At 60.5% G+C, this 13,622-nt stretch carries 14 protein-coding genes; 11 read left to right on the forward strand and 3 right to left on the reverse strand.

The features are described 5' to 3' along the window. Positions 1–48: 48 nt before the first annotated feature. From NW851_RS04935 to NW851_RS04950, 4 genes are all read left to right on the forward strand, one after another. Complete coding sequence (locus NW851_RS04935) at positions 49–978, forward strand: DUF4335 domain-containing protein (protein ID WP_414337190.1); 930 nt, start codon at positions 49–51, stop codon at positions 976–978. A 101-nt stretch (positions 979–1,079) separates the two neighbouring features. After that, complete coding sequence (locus NW851_RS04940) at positions 1,080–2,114, forward strand: CobW family GTP-binding protein (RefSeq protein ID WP_414337191.1); 1,035 nt, start codon at positions 1,080–1,082, stop codon at positions 2,112–2,114. An 80-nt stretch (positions 2,115–2,194) separates the two neighbouring features. Beyond that, entirely contained in the window at positions 2,195–2,521 is a 327-nt protein-coding gene (locus NW851_RS04945) for a hypothetical protein (RefSeq protein WP_414334206.1), read from the forward strand. Between the two features lie 2 nt (positions 2,522–2,523). After that, a complete protein-coding gene (locus NW851_RS04950; protein WP_414334207.1) occupies positions 2,524–2,745 on the forward strand; it encodes a hypothetical protein in 222 nt (73 codons plus the stop codon). A gap of 52 nt (positions 2,746–2,797) precedes the next feature. Here the strand turns inward: NW851_RS04950 and guaA are convergent, their stop codons facing one another. Beyond that, positions 2,798–4,348, reverse strand: a complete 1,551-nt coding sequence (guaA, locus tag NW851_RS04955) for a glutamine-hydrolyzing GMP synthase (protein ID WP_414337226.1) — start codon at positions 4,346–4,348, stop codon at positions 2,798–2,800. A gap of 394 nt (positions 4,349–4,742) precedes the next feature. Here guaA and NW851_RS04960 point away from each other — a divergent pair, with 394 nt between their 5' ends. The 3 genes from NW851_RS04960 (at position 4,743) to NW851_RS04970 (ending at position 7,029) form a co-directional block, all read left to right on the forward strand. Then, the gene (locus NW851_RS04960; protein WP_414334209.1) at positions 4,743–5,768 is read left to right on the forward strand and encodes a hypothetical protein; all 1,026 of its coding nucleotides are present in this window, start codon (positions 4,743–4,745) and stop codon (positions 5,766–5,768) included. Then, entirely contained in the window at positions 5,765–6,547 is a 783-nt protein-coding gene (gene rsmG, locus NW851_RS04965) for a 16S rRNA (guanine(527)-N(7))-methyltransferase RsmG (protein ID WP_414337192.1), read from the forward strand. The genes NW851_RS04960 and rsmG overlap by 4 nt, the downstream gene beginning before the upstream one ends. A 194-nt stretch (positions 6,548–6,741) precedes the next feature. Then, positions 6,742–7,029: an RNA recognition motif domain-containing protein gene (locus tag NW851_RS04970; protein ID WP_414337193.1), complete on the forward strand. Its 288-nt coding sequence runs from the start codon at positions 6,742–6,744 to the stop codon at positions 7,027–7,029. Positions 7,030–7,075: 46 nt separating this feature from the next. Here NW851_RS04970 and NW851_RS04975 read toward each other — a convergent pair whose 3' ends face one another. Together NW851_RS04975 and NW851_RS04980 are read right to left on the reverse strand one after the other, a co-directional pair. Continuing rightward, complete coding sequence (locus NW851_RS04975) at positions 7,076–7,909, reverse strand: metal ABC transporter permease (RefSeq protein ID WP_414337194.1); 834 nt, start codon at positions 7,907–7,909, stop codon at positions 7,076–7,078. Between the two features lie 15 nt (positions 7,910–7,924). Further along, positions 7,925–8,680 carry a metal ABC transporter ATP-binding protein gene (locus tag NW851_RS04980; RefSeq protein ID WP_414337195.1) on the reverse strand — a complete coding sequence of 252 codons (756 nt, stop codon included), beginning with the start codon at positions 8,678–8,680 and terminating at the stop codon, positions 7,925–7,927. A 62-nt stretch (positions 8,681–8,742) separates the two neighbouring features. Between NW851_RS04980 and NW851_RS04985 the strand changes: the two genes are divergently transcribed. From NW851_RS04985 to NW851_RS05000, 4 genes are all read left to right on the forward strand, one after another. Further along, positions 8,743–9,672, forward strand: coding sequence for a metal ABC transporter solute-binding protein, Zn/Mn family (locus tag NW851_RS04985; RefSeq protein ID WP_414337196.1), 930 nt, complete (start codon positions 8,743–8,745; stop codon positions 9,670–9,672). A gap of 72 nt (positions 9,673–9,744) precedes the next feature. Next, positions 9,745–11,550, forward strand: coding sequence for an aspartate--tRNA ligase (aspS, locus tag NW851_RS04990; RefSeq protein WP_414337197.1), 1,806 nt, complete (start codon positions 9,745–9,747; stop codon positions 11,548–11,550). Between the two features lie 60 nt (positions 11,551–11,610). Next, positions 11,611–12,387 carry an enoyl-ACP reductase FabI gene (gene fabI / locus NW851_RS04995; protein ID WP_414334223.1) on the forward strand — a complete coding sequence of 259 codons (777 nt, stop codon included), beginning with the start codon at positions 11,611–11,613 and terminating at the stop codon, positions 12,385–12,387. Positions 12,388–12,408: 21 nt separating this feature from the next. Beyond that, positions 12,409–13,524 (forward strand): AI-2E family transporter, encoded by a 1,116-nt coding sequence (locus NW851_RS05000; protein ID WP_414334225.1) that lies wholly within the window; start codon positions 12,409–12,411, stop codon positions 13,522–13,524. Positions 13,525–13,622 lie beyond the last annotated feature (98 nt).

Consider the following 13,622-nt stretch of genomic DNA (forward strand, 5'->3'; position numbering starts at 1 on the left):
AATAGACTCCTTCTCCTGGGATCCTTAGTCTGTGTTGTTTCGGTTGCCATGCCCAGTCTCACCCTTCTCAGCCATACCTATCAACAGCCCACCTCGACCCTCACGGTGCGGGGAGAAGCGCCCAGCCTGCCCGAAGCTGCGGGGGGTTCCTCAACGCCGCTCCTGCGAGCCATCCAGCAGAACTTCGAGTGTCAGTTGGAAATTCGCCAGGGGGAGACCAGCAAAACTCTGCAGGGGGACAGTGTTTGGCTCAACGATTTGATCACGGTGATCGACCGCTACGTCGGATCCCATCTGAGCGGAGAACCCAAGGGAACCTTCAGCGGTACTGTGGCCATCCGTCCGCTGGATTTTATTTTTCATCGCCTCACGGTGCGCCAAGGGGAGGATCGCATCGCTCAGGTGGATCTGTCGATGACCCAGTTGTACGACCTGCTGGAGAACCTTTCCCAAGTGGCCGATGACATTCCCCAACTGGCCAGTCTGAGAACTCCGGTGAGGCGGGCTTGGTATCGACAGCCCACCGGGATCGCCGCCCTGCTGGTGGGAGGGATCGCTCTCGTGGCCGGTGTCGGGATCTGGGCCAGCCGCCCACCCAGGGATCCTACGGCTGCCAACTCGGTGCAGGAGCAGCTCACCACCCCTGCGGTGTCGGGTCAACCGCAGCCTTTGGCCACAACTGCCCCAGAACTTGACTCAACAGGGCCGGCTCCCCTTCTCCGTCTGCGAGACACTCTGGCAGAGCAATGGCAGTCTCCCCCTGATTTGCAGGAGAGCCTGGTCTATTGGATAACCGTGGATGGGACGGGATCCCTGTTGGCTGCCGAGCCGGAGAATGAGCTGGCCCGGCAGCGCCGCGCCGCAACTCCTTTTGCCGACCTGCCGGAGTTGCCGCCGGATCCCTTGCCGACAGGCGCGCGACAGTTCCGCGTCAGCCTGGGGCCGGGCAACCGAGTGGAAATCGCCCAGGACAGATAGCCATCTCGACAAGCCAAGCTGAGGGGGTCACCCGGTCTCACGGGACGAGGGCAATGAGGATAGAGTGGAAGAGTTCCCTTTATCTAGATCGCTGCCCCTCTATGACCGCAACCATCGAAGTGCCCAAGCGAGGCTTACCTGTCACCATCATCACGGGTTTTTTGGGCAGTGGGAAAACCACCCTGCTCAACCACATTCTCAGCAACCAAAAAGGGATGCGCACGGCGGTGCTGGTCAACGAATTCGGCGAGATCGGCATCGACGGCGAGCTGATCGTCTCCAGCGAAGAAGACCTGGTGGAGCTGAACAACGGCTGCATCTGCTGCACCATCCGGGATGACATCGCCGAGAGCGTGCTGCGCCTGATGGAACGCTCCGCCAAAATCGACTACCTGGTGGTGGAGACCACAGGATTGGCGGATCCCTTGCCGGTTGCCCTCACCTTTTTGGGGCCAGAGTTGCGGGATCTGACGCGGCTGGACTCGATCATCACCTTGGTAGACGCCACCAACTTCGCCCCCGACCTGTTCAACAGCGACGTGGCCTACAGCCAAATTGCCTATGGGGATGTGATTCTCCTCAACAAAACGGACTTGGTCGAGCCGACGGAAATCGAGCGCCTGGAAAAACGCATCCGCGAGATCAAGGAAGATGCCCGCATTTTGCGCACGGTCAACAGCGCAGTACCCCTGGAGCTGATCCTGGATACAGATCTGTTTCAGTCCAGCTCTCTGCCCCAGGAGGAGGCTCACGACACTGAGCATGGGCACGAGCATGACCATGAGCACGACCACGAACACAGCCACGAGCATGGCCACTCGCACCGCAGCCACATCGAGGTTGATGGTTTTAACTCCCTAGCTTTTGAGAGCGATCAGCCTTTTTCTCTAGACGCCTTCCAGAACTTTCTCAATGAGTTGCCCGAGGCAGTCTTTCGGGCCAAAGGGATCCTGTGGTTTGAAGAAAGCCCAGAGCGACATATCTTCCACCTCAGCGGTCGGCGCTACACCCTCAGCAGCGATGCATGGCCTCGCCAGCCCAAAAACCAGTTGGTGCTCATCGGCCAGCACCTCGATACGGCCAAGCTGCGGCAAAAGTTGCAAGCCTGTCTTGTCCCTGCGCCCGTCCAGGGCTAAGAACTGGGTGGCAGCTTAGAAGCGTCGGGCCCCGTTCCCGCAGCCTCGCGAGGGGAGCCTTGAGAGAGGGCATCCCAGCTATGTCCGACATTTTTGTGATGATCCGCAACCAGGCCAACAACGCCCTCACTTCCATCGACGGGATCCCTTTTCTCAGTTTCTTGGAGCGAGAGGGGCAGTTGATCGCAGAAGAAACCATCGAGCTGATTTATGCGGATGCTGGATTTGATGACCTGCCGGTTGGAGAATACACTGTGGGGGTAAGGCATGAACGGGTGGAGCCCCCCAAAGCTACCTGCCCAGTAAGTATCGCCTCTGAGGATGAGGTTGTTTTGGTAACATTTGTTTACCTTGAGCCCGAGCGGGTTCTGCTGACGATTCATGTCTCTGTGGAGAAGAGGTTGTAGCTATGACGGTCAAAGTCATCCCATCGCACTCGATCAAAGCCTTTCGCTATCGGGTGTTTTGTTTGGGACACGATCTCTGGAATGCCCGGGATCCGATTAGCCGTGCCAACCTGGCCCTACAACTGGCCGACGCGGCCACAACCCTGGCTCGCATGGAAGTCCAAGCCGCTCAGCCCTTCAGCTCAAGCCCTTCCTATTCCCTGCCGGAAGCAGGCCATAGGTGATTGATCCAGGCCGGCCTTGAGGCCAGAGGCAAGGGATCCCGCCTGACCCGCATCACTCCCACTCGATGGTGCCGGGTGGCTTGGAAGTGATGTCATAAACGACGCGGTTAATGCCCGGCACCTCGTTGACGATGCGGTTGGAGATGGTGGCCAAGAGGTCGTAGGGCACCCTGGCCCAATCCGCCGTCATACCATCTTCGCTGGTAACCAGTCGTACCACCACTGGGCAGGCATAGGTGCGCTTATCCCCCATCACCCCCACCGAGCGCACTTCCGGCAGCAGCACGGCAAAGGCTTGCCACAACTTGGGGTAGTAGCCGGAGCGGTTGATCTCCTGGCGGACAATCATGTCCGCCTCGCGCAGGGTTTCCAGCCGCTCTTTGGTGACTTCGCCCACAATGCGGATGGCCAGTCCCGGCCCCGGGAAAGGATGGCGGCCAACAATTTCTTCCGGCAAACCCAACGAGCGGGCCAGTTGCCGCACCTCATCTTTGAAGAGCTTGCGCAGAGGTTCTACCAGCTTAAAGCGCAGATTTTCCGGCAGCCCGCCGACATTGTGGTGGCTTTTGATCTTGACGGCAATGCGCTCTCCGGTCACCGGATCCACATTGGTATTGGCCGACTCGATCACATCGGGGTAAAGAGTACCCTGGGCTAAGTACTCGAAGGGGCCCAGCCGCTGCGACTCCTCCTCAAACACGCGAATAAACTCTGCCCCAATGCGCTTGCGTTTTTCTTCCGGGTCGGTAACTCCCTTCAACTGTTGGAGGAAGCGCTCCTGGCCATCTACGTAGTGGACAGGGATGTGAAATTGTTCCTGGAAAAGGCGCAGCAGCCGCTGCGGCTCATCCTTGCGCATAAACCCCTGATCGATGAAGACGCAGGTGAGCTGGTCGCCGATGGCCTTGTGCAGCAAAAAAGCCAAAGTAGAGCTGTCCACCCCCCCCGAAAGGGCCAACAACACCTTCTTGTCGCCCACGCGGGCCCGGACTTCCCGAATCGCCTCCTCCAGAAAAGCTTCCGTTGTCCAGGTGGGCTCGCAGCCGCAGATGTGATAGACAAAATTGCGAATGAGAAAGGCACCGGCCTCCGAGTGGGCCACCTCTGGGTGAAATTGCACCCCGTAAAGACGGCGAGTGGGATCGGCAATGGCGGCACAGGGGGTGTTGTCCGTGGCAGCCAGGGCGTGAAAACCTGGCGGCAACTCGGTCACCGCATCCCCATGGCTCATCCACATGATGCTGTTTTCCGGCAAGTTGGTGAGCAGGTCGGTGGGATCCAAAATGTGCAGGGCGGCACGGCCGTATTCCCCCTTCTGGGCTGGCTCCACCTTGCCCCCCAACTGCTGCACCATGAGCTGCATGCCATAGCATACGCCCAGGATGGGGATCCCCAAGTTCCAGATCTCCGGGTCACAAGCAGGAGCGCCCGGCTCATAGACCGAGTTGGGGCCGCCGGAGAGGATGATGCCCTGGGGCCGCATTTGCCGCAGGTGTTCAGCGGTGGTGCGGTAGGAAAGGATTTCCGAATAGACGTGGGTTTCGCGAATACGACGGGCAATGAGCTCCGAGTACTGGGATCCAAAGTCGAGAATAACGATCATCTGGCGCTGCACCTTGAGGGGGGAGAGAGATAGGTCAGAGCTAAGGAGAGATGCAGAAGCGCTCACAAAACCTCGCACAGTGCAGAAGAGAAAACCCGAACCAAGAAACCAACTTGGCTGTGGATAAGAAACGTTAAGGACCTTTCCATCGTAGCAGGGATGGGGGATTTTCTTGTAGCCGCCTGTCCTGGACAGCTTCTCCCAGGCCCGCTTTGAGAACAGAACTTCTCTGAAAAACTGTCTGATGAGCCCTGCCCCGCCAGCCAAGCGATGACTCCCAGTAATAATCGCAATAGTGAACCCAGAGACGCCAGGGCCGAGTCAAGACTTATGATCGTAAGGAGGCGATCCAGACCGGTGGGGATATTGGCAGGGATCTGCGATCCATCGTTTTATGTCCATTGTGGCTGAATCCTTTCAAACCTATCTTCGTCGTCGCCGCCGCCTGCTGGCCCGCCGCCTCCAACGGCAGCAGGGGTGGGGTGTGGTTTTGGCTTTGTTGGCTTTGTATTTGCTCAGTTGGGATGCGCCGGGCCAGGCTGGGCTATTGCCGCACCTGTGGAGGGGGCAACCCCTGTGGTTGGTGGTGATCCCGCTGTTGGGGGGAGGGCTGTACAGCTTGGGTGCAGGGCTCATCTGGATGCTGCGGCAGCGCCGACTTCCCCAGGGATCCGCAGGTTCTGCTCAGCTTCTGGCCCAGATGATCAGCTTGCCCCACTTGGCTTTGGCCGCTCTGCTCTGGCTGGGGTTGGCGATTTGGGGAGAGCATCTTCTGCCTTTTCTGGCCCAGCAAAAGCCGCAGTTGTTGGCAGGCCTGGTGATCAGTTGGCTGCTGGCCCAGGGGTGGAGTTTTCTGCAAACGGGTTGGGTGGTAGAGGCCGGACAACTGTGGGCCGATTATCTGCAGGAGTTGCGCGGCTCTGTATTGCAGCCCTGCTACCAGCGCCTGGAAACCTGTCGTCGCTCGCTCCATTTTTACCATGCCATTTGGCAAGATCTGCAACTGGAAGAACTGGAGGCCCAGCACCTGATTCAACTGTTGTCTGAGTCGCTGCTGCCGCTGACGCTGCCGCTCAAGGTTTATGCTCAGCGGGTTCACCATTGCTGCCAGCAGTTGGCGGCCTTATTGGCCCAGATGCAAGAGCGGGTAGAACGGCTGGAGCAGGTGCTTTTGGATATAGAGCTGGAGTTGGCTGCCCAGCAGCCGTTGCAAGCTCAGCCCCAACCGATCAACTTGCTGGCAGAAGATTGGGCCAACTGCCAGGAGCTGGATTTGCAGGAGCTGGTGTGCTTGAACCAGGAGCTGCTGGGCGCCGACCGATCTTTGCAGGGCTTGACCCAAGAGCTGAAAGGCTGGGCCGACCGAGCCATTCCTGCCGGATTGCAACTGGGATCGCGATGGCTGGGATCCCTGGGATGAAGAAGGCTGCCCCGCCTACCTCTGAGCCCCCCGAACTGGAGGCCCTCTGGGAGAGCTGGCTGGCGGAGCTGGGCTGGCAGCCTTCTGAGCCGCAGCGGCAGCAACTGCAACAGCTCTATCCCCTGGTGATGGCCGGAAACCGCACCCAGAACCTGACCCGCATCACCGCTCCCATCGATTTTTGGGAGAAACACCTGTGGGACTCGCTGCGGGGCCTGCGCTTGCTGGGATCCTGGGCGGCGATTCAAGCTCGGCCCTGGCGGGGCATCGACATCGGCACCGGGGCAGGGTTTCCAGGGATCCCGGCCCAAATTGCCCTGCCCCAGGCCAGCTTCACCCTATTGGACAGCAGCCAACGCAAGATTGCCTTTGTGCAAGAGGCCCTGCAGCAGCTCTCCCTGACCCAGGCGCGGGCGGTGGCCCAGCGAGCCGAAATCTGGGGGCAAGACCCGCAGGAACGCGGCAGCTACGATCTGGCCCTGGCCAGAGCCCTGGCAGCGGCAGAGGTTTGCGCCGAGTATTGTCTGCCCCTGCTCAAGGTGGGGGGACGCGCCATCCTCTACCGTGGCCATTGGATCGAGGCAGAAGCCCAAACTCTGGAGCGAGCCCTTTCTCTCCTGGGGGGGAAGCTGATCCACGTCGAAGCCTTCACTACCCCCCGCAGCCACGGGATACGGCATTGCCTGCTGGTGGAGAAAGTTGCCCCCACACCAGCTTGCTATCCCCGCTCTCCCGGCATTCCCAAACGCCAGCCGCTGGGCCAAGGCAAGCGCTGCTAACAGTTGGGATCCTTAATTTCCTAGCTCAAAAAAGCTTCTGCAAATTCTTGGAGAAAGATCTTGAACAGGTAGTTTGCAAATGCCGTTGGGGAGACTAAGATGTGGTTGGCATCAGGTTCGGATTGAGCCAATGGTCTAACCAGGTGAGCTTCCGAACTGAGCGCTAAAGGTTAAGGTTCGGAGTTCGCTACGTTATGACCATTTTTGTGGGCAATCTGTCCTTCAAGGCCAGTGAAGAAGATCTGCGGCTTGTGTTTGCCGAGTACGGCACCGTCAAGCAAATTAAGCTGCCGGTAGATCGGGAAACGGGCCGCAAGCGCGGCTTTGCTTTTGTGGAGCTGGAAAACGAGGCCGATGAGCAAAAAGCCATCGACGAGCTGGATGGCGCCACCTGGATGGGCCGGGATCTGAGGGTCAACAAGGCAATGCCACGTCAGGCCAGCGCAGGCGGCAGTCGAGATGGTCGCTCTTCCCGCTTCTAATCGGATAGGCTCTGGGCCGGGGATCCCTCTCTTCTCTCCCCGGCCTTTAGCTTTGGCCGAAGATGACTCTGGCCAGAAAGGCTAAGCCAAACCAAACGGAGGCCACCAAGACAATGGCCGGGCCGGAGGCGACGTTGAGGTAGTAGCTAGCGTACATCCCCAGCAGGCTAGCGCTGACGCCAAAGAGGGATCCCAGCAGCATTACCTGGTGCAGGCGAGGCGCCAGCAGGTAAGCTGTTGCTGCTGGCGTGATGAGCATGGCCAGCACCAGCAGCACCCCCACCGCCTTCATGCTGGCCACCAGAGTGAGGGAGGTGAGCGCCATCAGCCCCCATCCCAACCCTGCAGTAGGCAGGCCGGCTGCCTTGGCCCCCAGGGGATCGAAACTGTAGAAGGTCAGCTCCTTAAAAAAGAGGGCCACCAATCCCAGCACCAGGACGGTGATGCCCACCACTGTCAACACATCAGCGGCGCTCACCCCCAGGAGGTTGCCGAAGAGGAAGTGGTTGAGATCGATGCGGGCCCGCCGTTGGATTAACGTGATTAAGAGGATCCCTAGGGCAAAAAAAGCAGAAAAGACGATCCCCATGGCCGCATCGGGCTTGAGGGGGGTGGCGGAGCGGATCCACTGGATGAGCAGGGCGCTCAGTAACCCCGCCACGAAGGCACCGACAAAGAGGTTGAGATCCAGCAGGTAGGCAATGGCCAGGCCCGGCAGCAGCGAATGGCTGAGGGCATCCCCCAGGAGGGCCAAGCTTTGCACCAGCAAATAGCTGCCCACCACCGCGCAGAGAACGCCGATGGCCACCGCCACCAGCAGAGCCCGCTGCATAAAGGCAAACCGCAAGGGATCCGCCAGGGTGTGCCAGAGCCCTTCCATACCACCCCTCACCCCCTAGGCAGCTGAGTCCAAGGGCAGGATGCGGCCATAGGCCCGCTGCAACACCTGCGGCTGCAGCACCTGCTGCGGGGATCCCTGGGCAATCAGGACGCGGTTGAGGAGAAGCACCTCATCAAAGTGGGCCAGCGCCTGCCCCAGGTCGTGGTGCACCACCATCACGATATGGCCGGCGTCGGCCAGCTCCCGCAAAACCTGAAACACAATGGCTTCGCTGGGCTGGTCGATCCCGGCCAGCGGCTCGTCCAGGGCGTAGATCTCGGCTGCCTGCGCTAGAGCCCGCGCCAAAAACACCCGCTGCTGCTGTCCCCCTGATAGCCGACCGATGGGCCGATCCCGATAGGCCCCCATCCCCACCCGCTCCAGAGCTTGCGCTGCCCGCTCCCGACCTTGCGGACCGATGCGGCGCAACCAGCCGGCAGCTCTCACCTGTCCCATCAGCACCACATCCCACACCGTGGCCGGAAAGCTCCAGTCGATGGCCGACCGCTGCGGCACATAGGCCACCTGCTCCCCCCGCAGCGCCTGGCCGCCGTAGCGCACCTCGCCCCCCTCTTTTGGCACCAACCCCAACAGCGCCTTGAGCAGCGTACTTTTGCCGGCCCCGTTGGGCCCCAGGATGCCCGTGATGCGCCCCGGCCGGATCTCGGCGCTGATCCGCTCCAACGCCAGCAACTTGCCATAGCGCACCGTCAGATCCCGCACCACCAGAGAGGCCGGACGAAGAGGGAGAGCAATCGCTGGCTTTTTCATTTTCCTTTCATTTTCGCCAAGACCAGTGTACCCTAAGGGGAAACTCAAATAGTGAAACAATTATGAAAACCAAGATCTTTTCTTTGCGCCGCTTGGTGGTAGGGCTTGGCCTGCTGATGGGCGGTTGGCTGTCCCTGGCCGGCTTGGCTGTGGCACGTCCCCGCGTTGTGGTTACCACCACCTTGATCGCCGATTGGGTAGGGCAGGTGGGGCAAGATCGCGTTGAGCTCAGCAGCCTGCTGCAGCCGGGACAGGATCCCCACGTCTATGAGCCGACACCGGCAGATGCCGCAGCTCTCGAGCAGGCGGATCTGGTGTTTTACAACGGCTACAACTTGGAGGCGGGGTTGATTCGTCTCGTCAACGCTGCTGCTCAACGGGCGCGGCGGGTTGCCCTGGCCGAGATCCTCGACCCCATCGTCACCGATGAGGACGGGATCCCGACGCCGGATCCCCATGTATGGGGCAATGTGGAAAACGTCATCCTCATGGTGGAGCCCATTGCCCAGGAGCTGGCGGAACAGGTGCCCGGCGAAGCGGCTTTTTTTCAGGCCAATGCCGCCGCCTATCGGGCGGAGCTGGAAGAGCTCCACGCCTGGATCGCGGAGCAGATTCAGACCATTCCCCCTGCCAACCGGGTTTTGGTGACCACCCACGCTGCCTTTGCCTACTACACCCAAGCCTACGGCCTGAAGATGGGGGGATCTCTCTTGGGGATGAGCACCGAGGAACAGCCCAGCGCCCAGACAGTGGCTCGGTTGGTGGAGGAGATCCGCACCCTGGGGGTGCCGGCGGTTTTTGCCGAGACCACCCTTAACCCCGCTCTCATCCAGACGGTGGCCGCCGAAGCGGGAGTCCAGGTGGCCGAACAGGAACTGTACTCGGACTCCCTAGGGGAGCCAGGCAGCGGTGCCGAAACCTACATCGCTATGATGCGCCACAACACCTGCACGATTGTGGGGGCCTTGGGCGGATCCCCTGATTGTCCTTGAGGGGCAGAATCGAGGCAGGGGGGCTGAGTTTTGTATGATAGGGGCTCAGACCCTTGTTTTCTTACCGCGTCCATGCCTGCTGCTATCCGTCGCCCACCCCGTTCCCTCTATTGTGGCCAAGTGCGCCCAGCTCACATCGGCCAGAGTGTCACCCTCTACGGCTGGATCGACCGCCGCCGCGACCACGGGGGGGTGATCTTTCTCGATCTGCGGGATCGCTCCGGCATTGTGCAACTGGTGGCGGATCCCCAGAAGACCCCCCTCTCCTACGAGCTGGCGGGGCAGGTGCGCAACGAATATGTGGTACGGGCAACGGGAACGGTTCAGCGGCGGCCTGAAGACTCCTTTAACCCCCGCCTGGCCACCGGCGAAGTGGAGGTCTACGCAGAAGAGCTGGAAATTCTCAGCCGCGTGGGCAAGCAGCTTCCCTTCAGTGTCTCGGGGGAAGAAGGGGAAGAGGTGCGGGAGGAGATCCGCCTGCGCTACCGCTACTTGGACTTGAGGCGGGAGCGCTTGTCCCGCAACCTGCAACTGCGCCACCAGGTGATCAAGGCCATTCGCCGTTTTCTGGAGGACGAAGAAGGCTTTATCGAGGTGGAGACCCCCATCCTCACCCGCTCCACCCCCGAAGGTGCCAGAGATTACTTGGTGCCCAGCCGCGTCAACCCCGGCGAGTGGTTTGCCCTGCCGCAGTCGCCCCAGCTTTTTAAGCAGTTGCTGATGGTGGCTGGCGTGGATCGCTACTACCAAATTGCCCGCTGTTTTCGGGATGAAGATCTGCGGGCGGATCGCCAGCCGGAGTTTACCCAGTTGGACATGGAGATGAGCTTCCTGGATCAGGAGGCAATCCTGGAGCTCAACGAGCGGCTCATCGGCCACATCTTCAAAACTGTCAAAGGGATCGACCTGCCCCGTCCCTTCCCGCGGCTGACCTACGCCGAGGCTATGGCCCGCTACGGCTCCGACAAACCCGACACCCGCTTTGGGCTGGAGTTGGTGGATGTTTCGGGGGTGTTTCAGGGATCCCGCTTTCAAGTCTTCGCCAAAGCCCTGCAGCAGGGGGGAGTGATCAAGGCTCTGCCGGTGCCCGGCGGCGACGAGAGGATCTCCAACACCCGCATCAAGCCCGGCGGCGATCTGTTCAAGCTGGTTACCCAGTACGGGGCGGGCGGCCTGGCCTTCATTCGGGTGCGCGCCGGCAGCCTCGATACCATTGGTGCCCTCAAGGAAAGCCTTAGCCCTGAGCAGGAGAAGCAGTTGCTGCAGATGACCAACGCCAAGCCAGGGGATCTGCTGCTGTTTGGGGCAGGGCCGGCTGCCGTGGTCAACGAGTCGCTGGGCCGCCTGCGGCTGCACCTGGGGCAGGAGCTGGGCTTGATCCCGGAGAACGCCTTGAATCTTCTCTGGATCACCGATTTCCCCATGTTTGAGTTCAACGCCGAGGAAAACCGCCTAGAAGCCCTGCACCACCCCTTTACCGCTCCCCACCCCGACGACTTGGCCGACCTAAAAACGGCGCGGGCCCAGGCCTACGACCTGGTCTGGAACGGCGTGGAAGTGGGCGGGGGATCCCTGCGCATCTACCAGCGGGAGATCCAGGAGCAGGTTTTCCAGGCCATCGGCCTCACCCCTGAGCAGGCGCGGGACAAGTTTGGCTTTTTGCTAGAAGCCTTTGAGTACGGCACGCCGCCCCACGGGGGCATCGCCTACGGCCTAGACCGGCTGGTGATGCTGCTGGCGGGGGAAGATTCCATCCGCGATGTCATCGCCTTTCCCAAAACCCAGCAGGCCAGGTGTTTGCTCACCGGCGCCCCTGCCGGCGTCGAGCCCAAGCAGCTCAAAGAACTGCACGTGGCTTCCACCTATCAGCCCAGCTAAGGGATCCCTTCTTCTGTGGGAGGATAGATAAACAATGCACCCCTACTCCTTGTTCTCCCTATGCTAGACCTGACCGGAAAAAAAGCCTTGGTAACCGGCATTGCCAACGAGCGTTCTATCGCCTGGGGCATTGCCCAGCAACTGCACAAAGCGGGGGCCAGCCTGGGGGTTACCTATCTACCCGACGAGCGGGATCGTTTCAAGACCAAAGTTCAGCAACTAACCGAGCCCCTACAGCCCGACTTTCTCCTTCCCTGCGATGTGCAAAGCGACCAGCAGATCAACGATCTGTTTCAAGGGGTGGCCCAAAAATGGGGTCAGGTCGATATCTTGGTTCACTGCCTGGCTTTCGTTAAAAAAGAAGAGCTGAGCGGCAACTTTAGCGATATTTCCCGAGAAGGGTTTGCCCTGGCCATGGATGTGAGCACCTACTCCCTGATTGCCCTCTGCCGGGCCGCCAAGCCCCTCTTGAGAGCCGGCAGCAGCATCCTCACCCTCACCTATCTGGGGGGCGTGCGGGTGGTGCCCAACTACAACATGGCGGCGGTGACCAAAGCGGGCCTGGAAACCTGTGTTCGCTACCTGGCGGCCGAGCTGGGCCCTGCCGGGATCCGGGTGAATGCTATCTCTGCCGGGCCCATTCGCACCCTGGCTTCTTCGGCGATTTCGGATTTTCATGCCATGCTGCACGCGGTGGAGGAGAAAGCTCCGCTGCGGCGCAATATCACCCAGCTCGAGGTGGGCAATGTGGCTGCTTTTTTGGCCAGCGACCTGGCCAGCGGCATTACCGGCCAGGTGATCTACGTGGATAGTGGATATAGCATCCTGGGTTTTTAGGCTCTTGGGGATCCCCCTGGCATGAATCGCTTCTCGCCCTTGCAGCGGCTGCTGCTCACCTGGATTTTGATCGTCATTAGCGGCTGGCTGGCCCTACAGGTGGGCCGGCTGTTTGGCCATCTGCTCACCACCATCCTGACGGCGGCGGTGCTGGCCTTTTTGCTCAACTATCCGGTACAGGTGCTGCGGCGCTATCGGGTCAGTCGGGGTTTGGCGGTCACCCTGGTTTTTGCCCTGTCGGTGGTGCTGCTGGCCTTGGTAGGGATCGCCATCGTGCCCATCCTGGCCAAGCAGGTGGTGCAGTTGGGGGCGCGGATCCCGGAGTGGGTGGATACCTTACAAAGCTGGCTGGATCAAATCAGCCTGTGGGCGGCAGAGCGCAACATCAACCTCGGCCAGACAGAGCTGGTGAACACCCTCCTCAACCGCCTGCAGGCCAGCGCCGAAAAAATTGCCGGCCAATCCCTGGACATCCTCCTGGGCACCTTTAACCAGGTGATCGATTTGGTGTTGGTACTGGTGTTGGCCCTCTACATGCTGCTCTACGGCGGCCAGTTTTGGCAGGGGTTGCTCAGCCTCTTTCCCAAGCCCTGGGGGCCGCGCATCGGCGAAGCCCTGGCTCTGAGTTTCCAGAACTTTCTCATCAGCCAGTTGGTGTTGGGGTTCATCATGGCCCTGATGCTGGTGCCAATTTTTGGTTTTTTGCGCGTGCCCTTCGGGCTTTTGTTTGGCCTGTTGATCGGCCTGCTGGAGGTGATCCCGCTGGTGGGAGGCTTTATCGGCATCGGCGCGGCAGCGGTGCTGCTGGCCTTTCAGGATATCTGGCTCAGCCTCAAGGTGGTGCTGGTCTCCCTAATTGTGCAGCAGGTTAAGGATCGGGTCATCGCCCCTCGCCTGATGGGGGAGCTGATTGGCCTCAACCCGGTGTGGATCTTGATCGCCCTGTTGGTGGGGGCGCAACTGGGGGGTATCCTGGGCGTGATCATCGCCATTCCCCTCTCTAGCGTGGTCAAAAGCCTCTACGAGATCGCCCGTTCTGCTGACTTGGCCGCCGAAGAGGGTGGCAAGCTGACCTCTCTTGGCGAAAGCCTTAGGGAAACTCGCCGGGATCCCGCCTTGCCCAAGCCAGAGACCTAGCAGGTCTAGCCCCTTTCTCGCAGACGACTCTTCCAGGCAGCAACCTAGCCCCGATCCCCATCTCCCCTCTCCCTCTGGGAGAGGGGCCGGGGGTGGTC

The organism is Synechococcus sp. H55.7 (assembly GCF_047462395.1).
In the GTDB taxonomy this organism is placed as follows: domain Bacteria; phylum Cyanobacteriota; class Cyanobacteriia; order Thermostichales; family Thermostichaceae; genus Thermostichus.

Coding starts and splice junctions, on each gene's coding strand:
- NW851_RS04935 (WP_414337190.1), top strand. CDS start 49: ATGCCCAGTCTCACCCTTCTCAGCCATACCTATCAACAGCCCACCTCG.
- NW851_RS04940 (WP_414337191.1), top strand. CDS start 1,080: ATGACCGCAACCATCGAAGTGCCCAAGCGAGGCTTACCTGTCACCATC.
- NW851_RS04945 (WP_414334206.1), top strand. CDS start 2,195: ATGTCCGACATTTTTGTGATGATCCGCAACCAGGCCAACAACGCCCTC.
- NW851_RS04950 (WP_414334207.1), top strand. CDS start 2,524: ATGACGGTCAAAGTCATCCCATCGCACTCGATCAAAGCCTTTCGCTAT.
- guaA (WP_414337226.1), bottom strand. CDS start 4,348: ATGATCGTTATTCTCGACTTTGGATCCCAGTACTCGGAGCTCATTGCC.
- NW851_RS04960 (WP_414334209.1), top strand. CDS start 4,743: ATGTCCATTGTGGCTGAATCCTTTCAAACCTATCTTCGTCGTCGCCGC.
- rsmG (WP_414337192.1), top strand. CDS start 5,765: ATGAAGAAGGCTGCCCCGCCTACCTCTGAGCCCCCCGAACTGGAGGCC.
- NW851_RS04970 (WP_414337193.1), top strand. CDS start 6,742: ATGACCATTTTTGTGGGCAATCTGTCCTTCAAGGCCAGTGAAGAAGAT.
- NW851_RS04975 (WP_414337194.1), bottom strand. CDS start 7,909: ATGGAAGGGCTCTGGCACACCCTGGCGGATCCCTTGCGGTTTGCCTTT.
- NW851_RS04980 (WP_414337195.1), bottom strand. CDS start 8,680: ATGAAAAAGCCAGCGATTGCTCTCCCTCTTCGTCCGGCCTCTCTGGTG.
- NW851_RS04985 (WP_414337196.1), top strand. CDS start 8,743: ATGAAAACCAAGATCTTTTCTTTGCGCCGCTTGGTGGTAGGGCTTGGC.
- aspS (WP_414337197.1), top strand. CDS start 9,745: ATGCCTGCTGCTATCCGTCGCCCACCCCGTTCCCTCTATTGTGGCCAA.
- fabI (WP_414334223.1), top strand. CDS start 11,611: ATGCTAGACCTGACCGGAAAAAAAGCCTTGGTAACCGGCATTGCCAAC.
- NW851_RS05000 (WP_414334225.1), top strand. CDS start 12,409: ATGAATCGCTTCTCGCCCTTGCAGCGGCTGCTGCTCACCTGGATTTTG.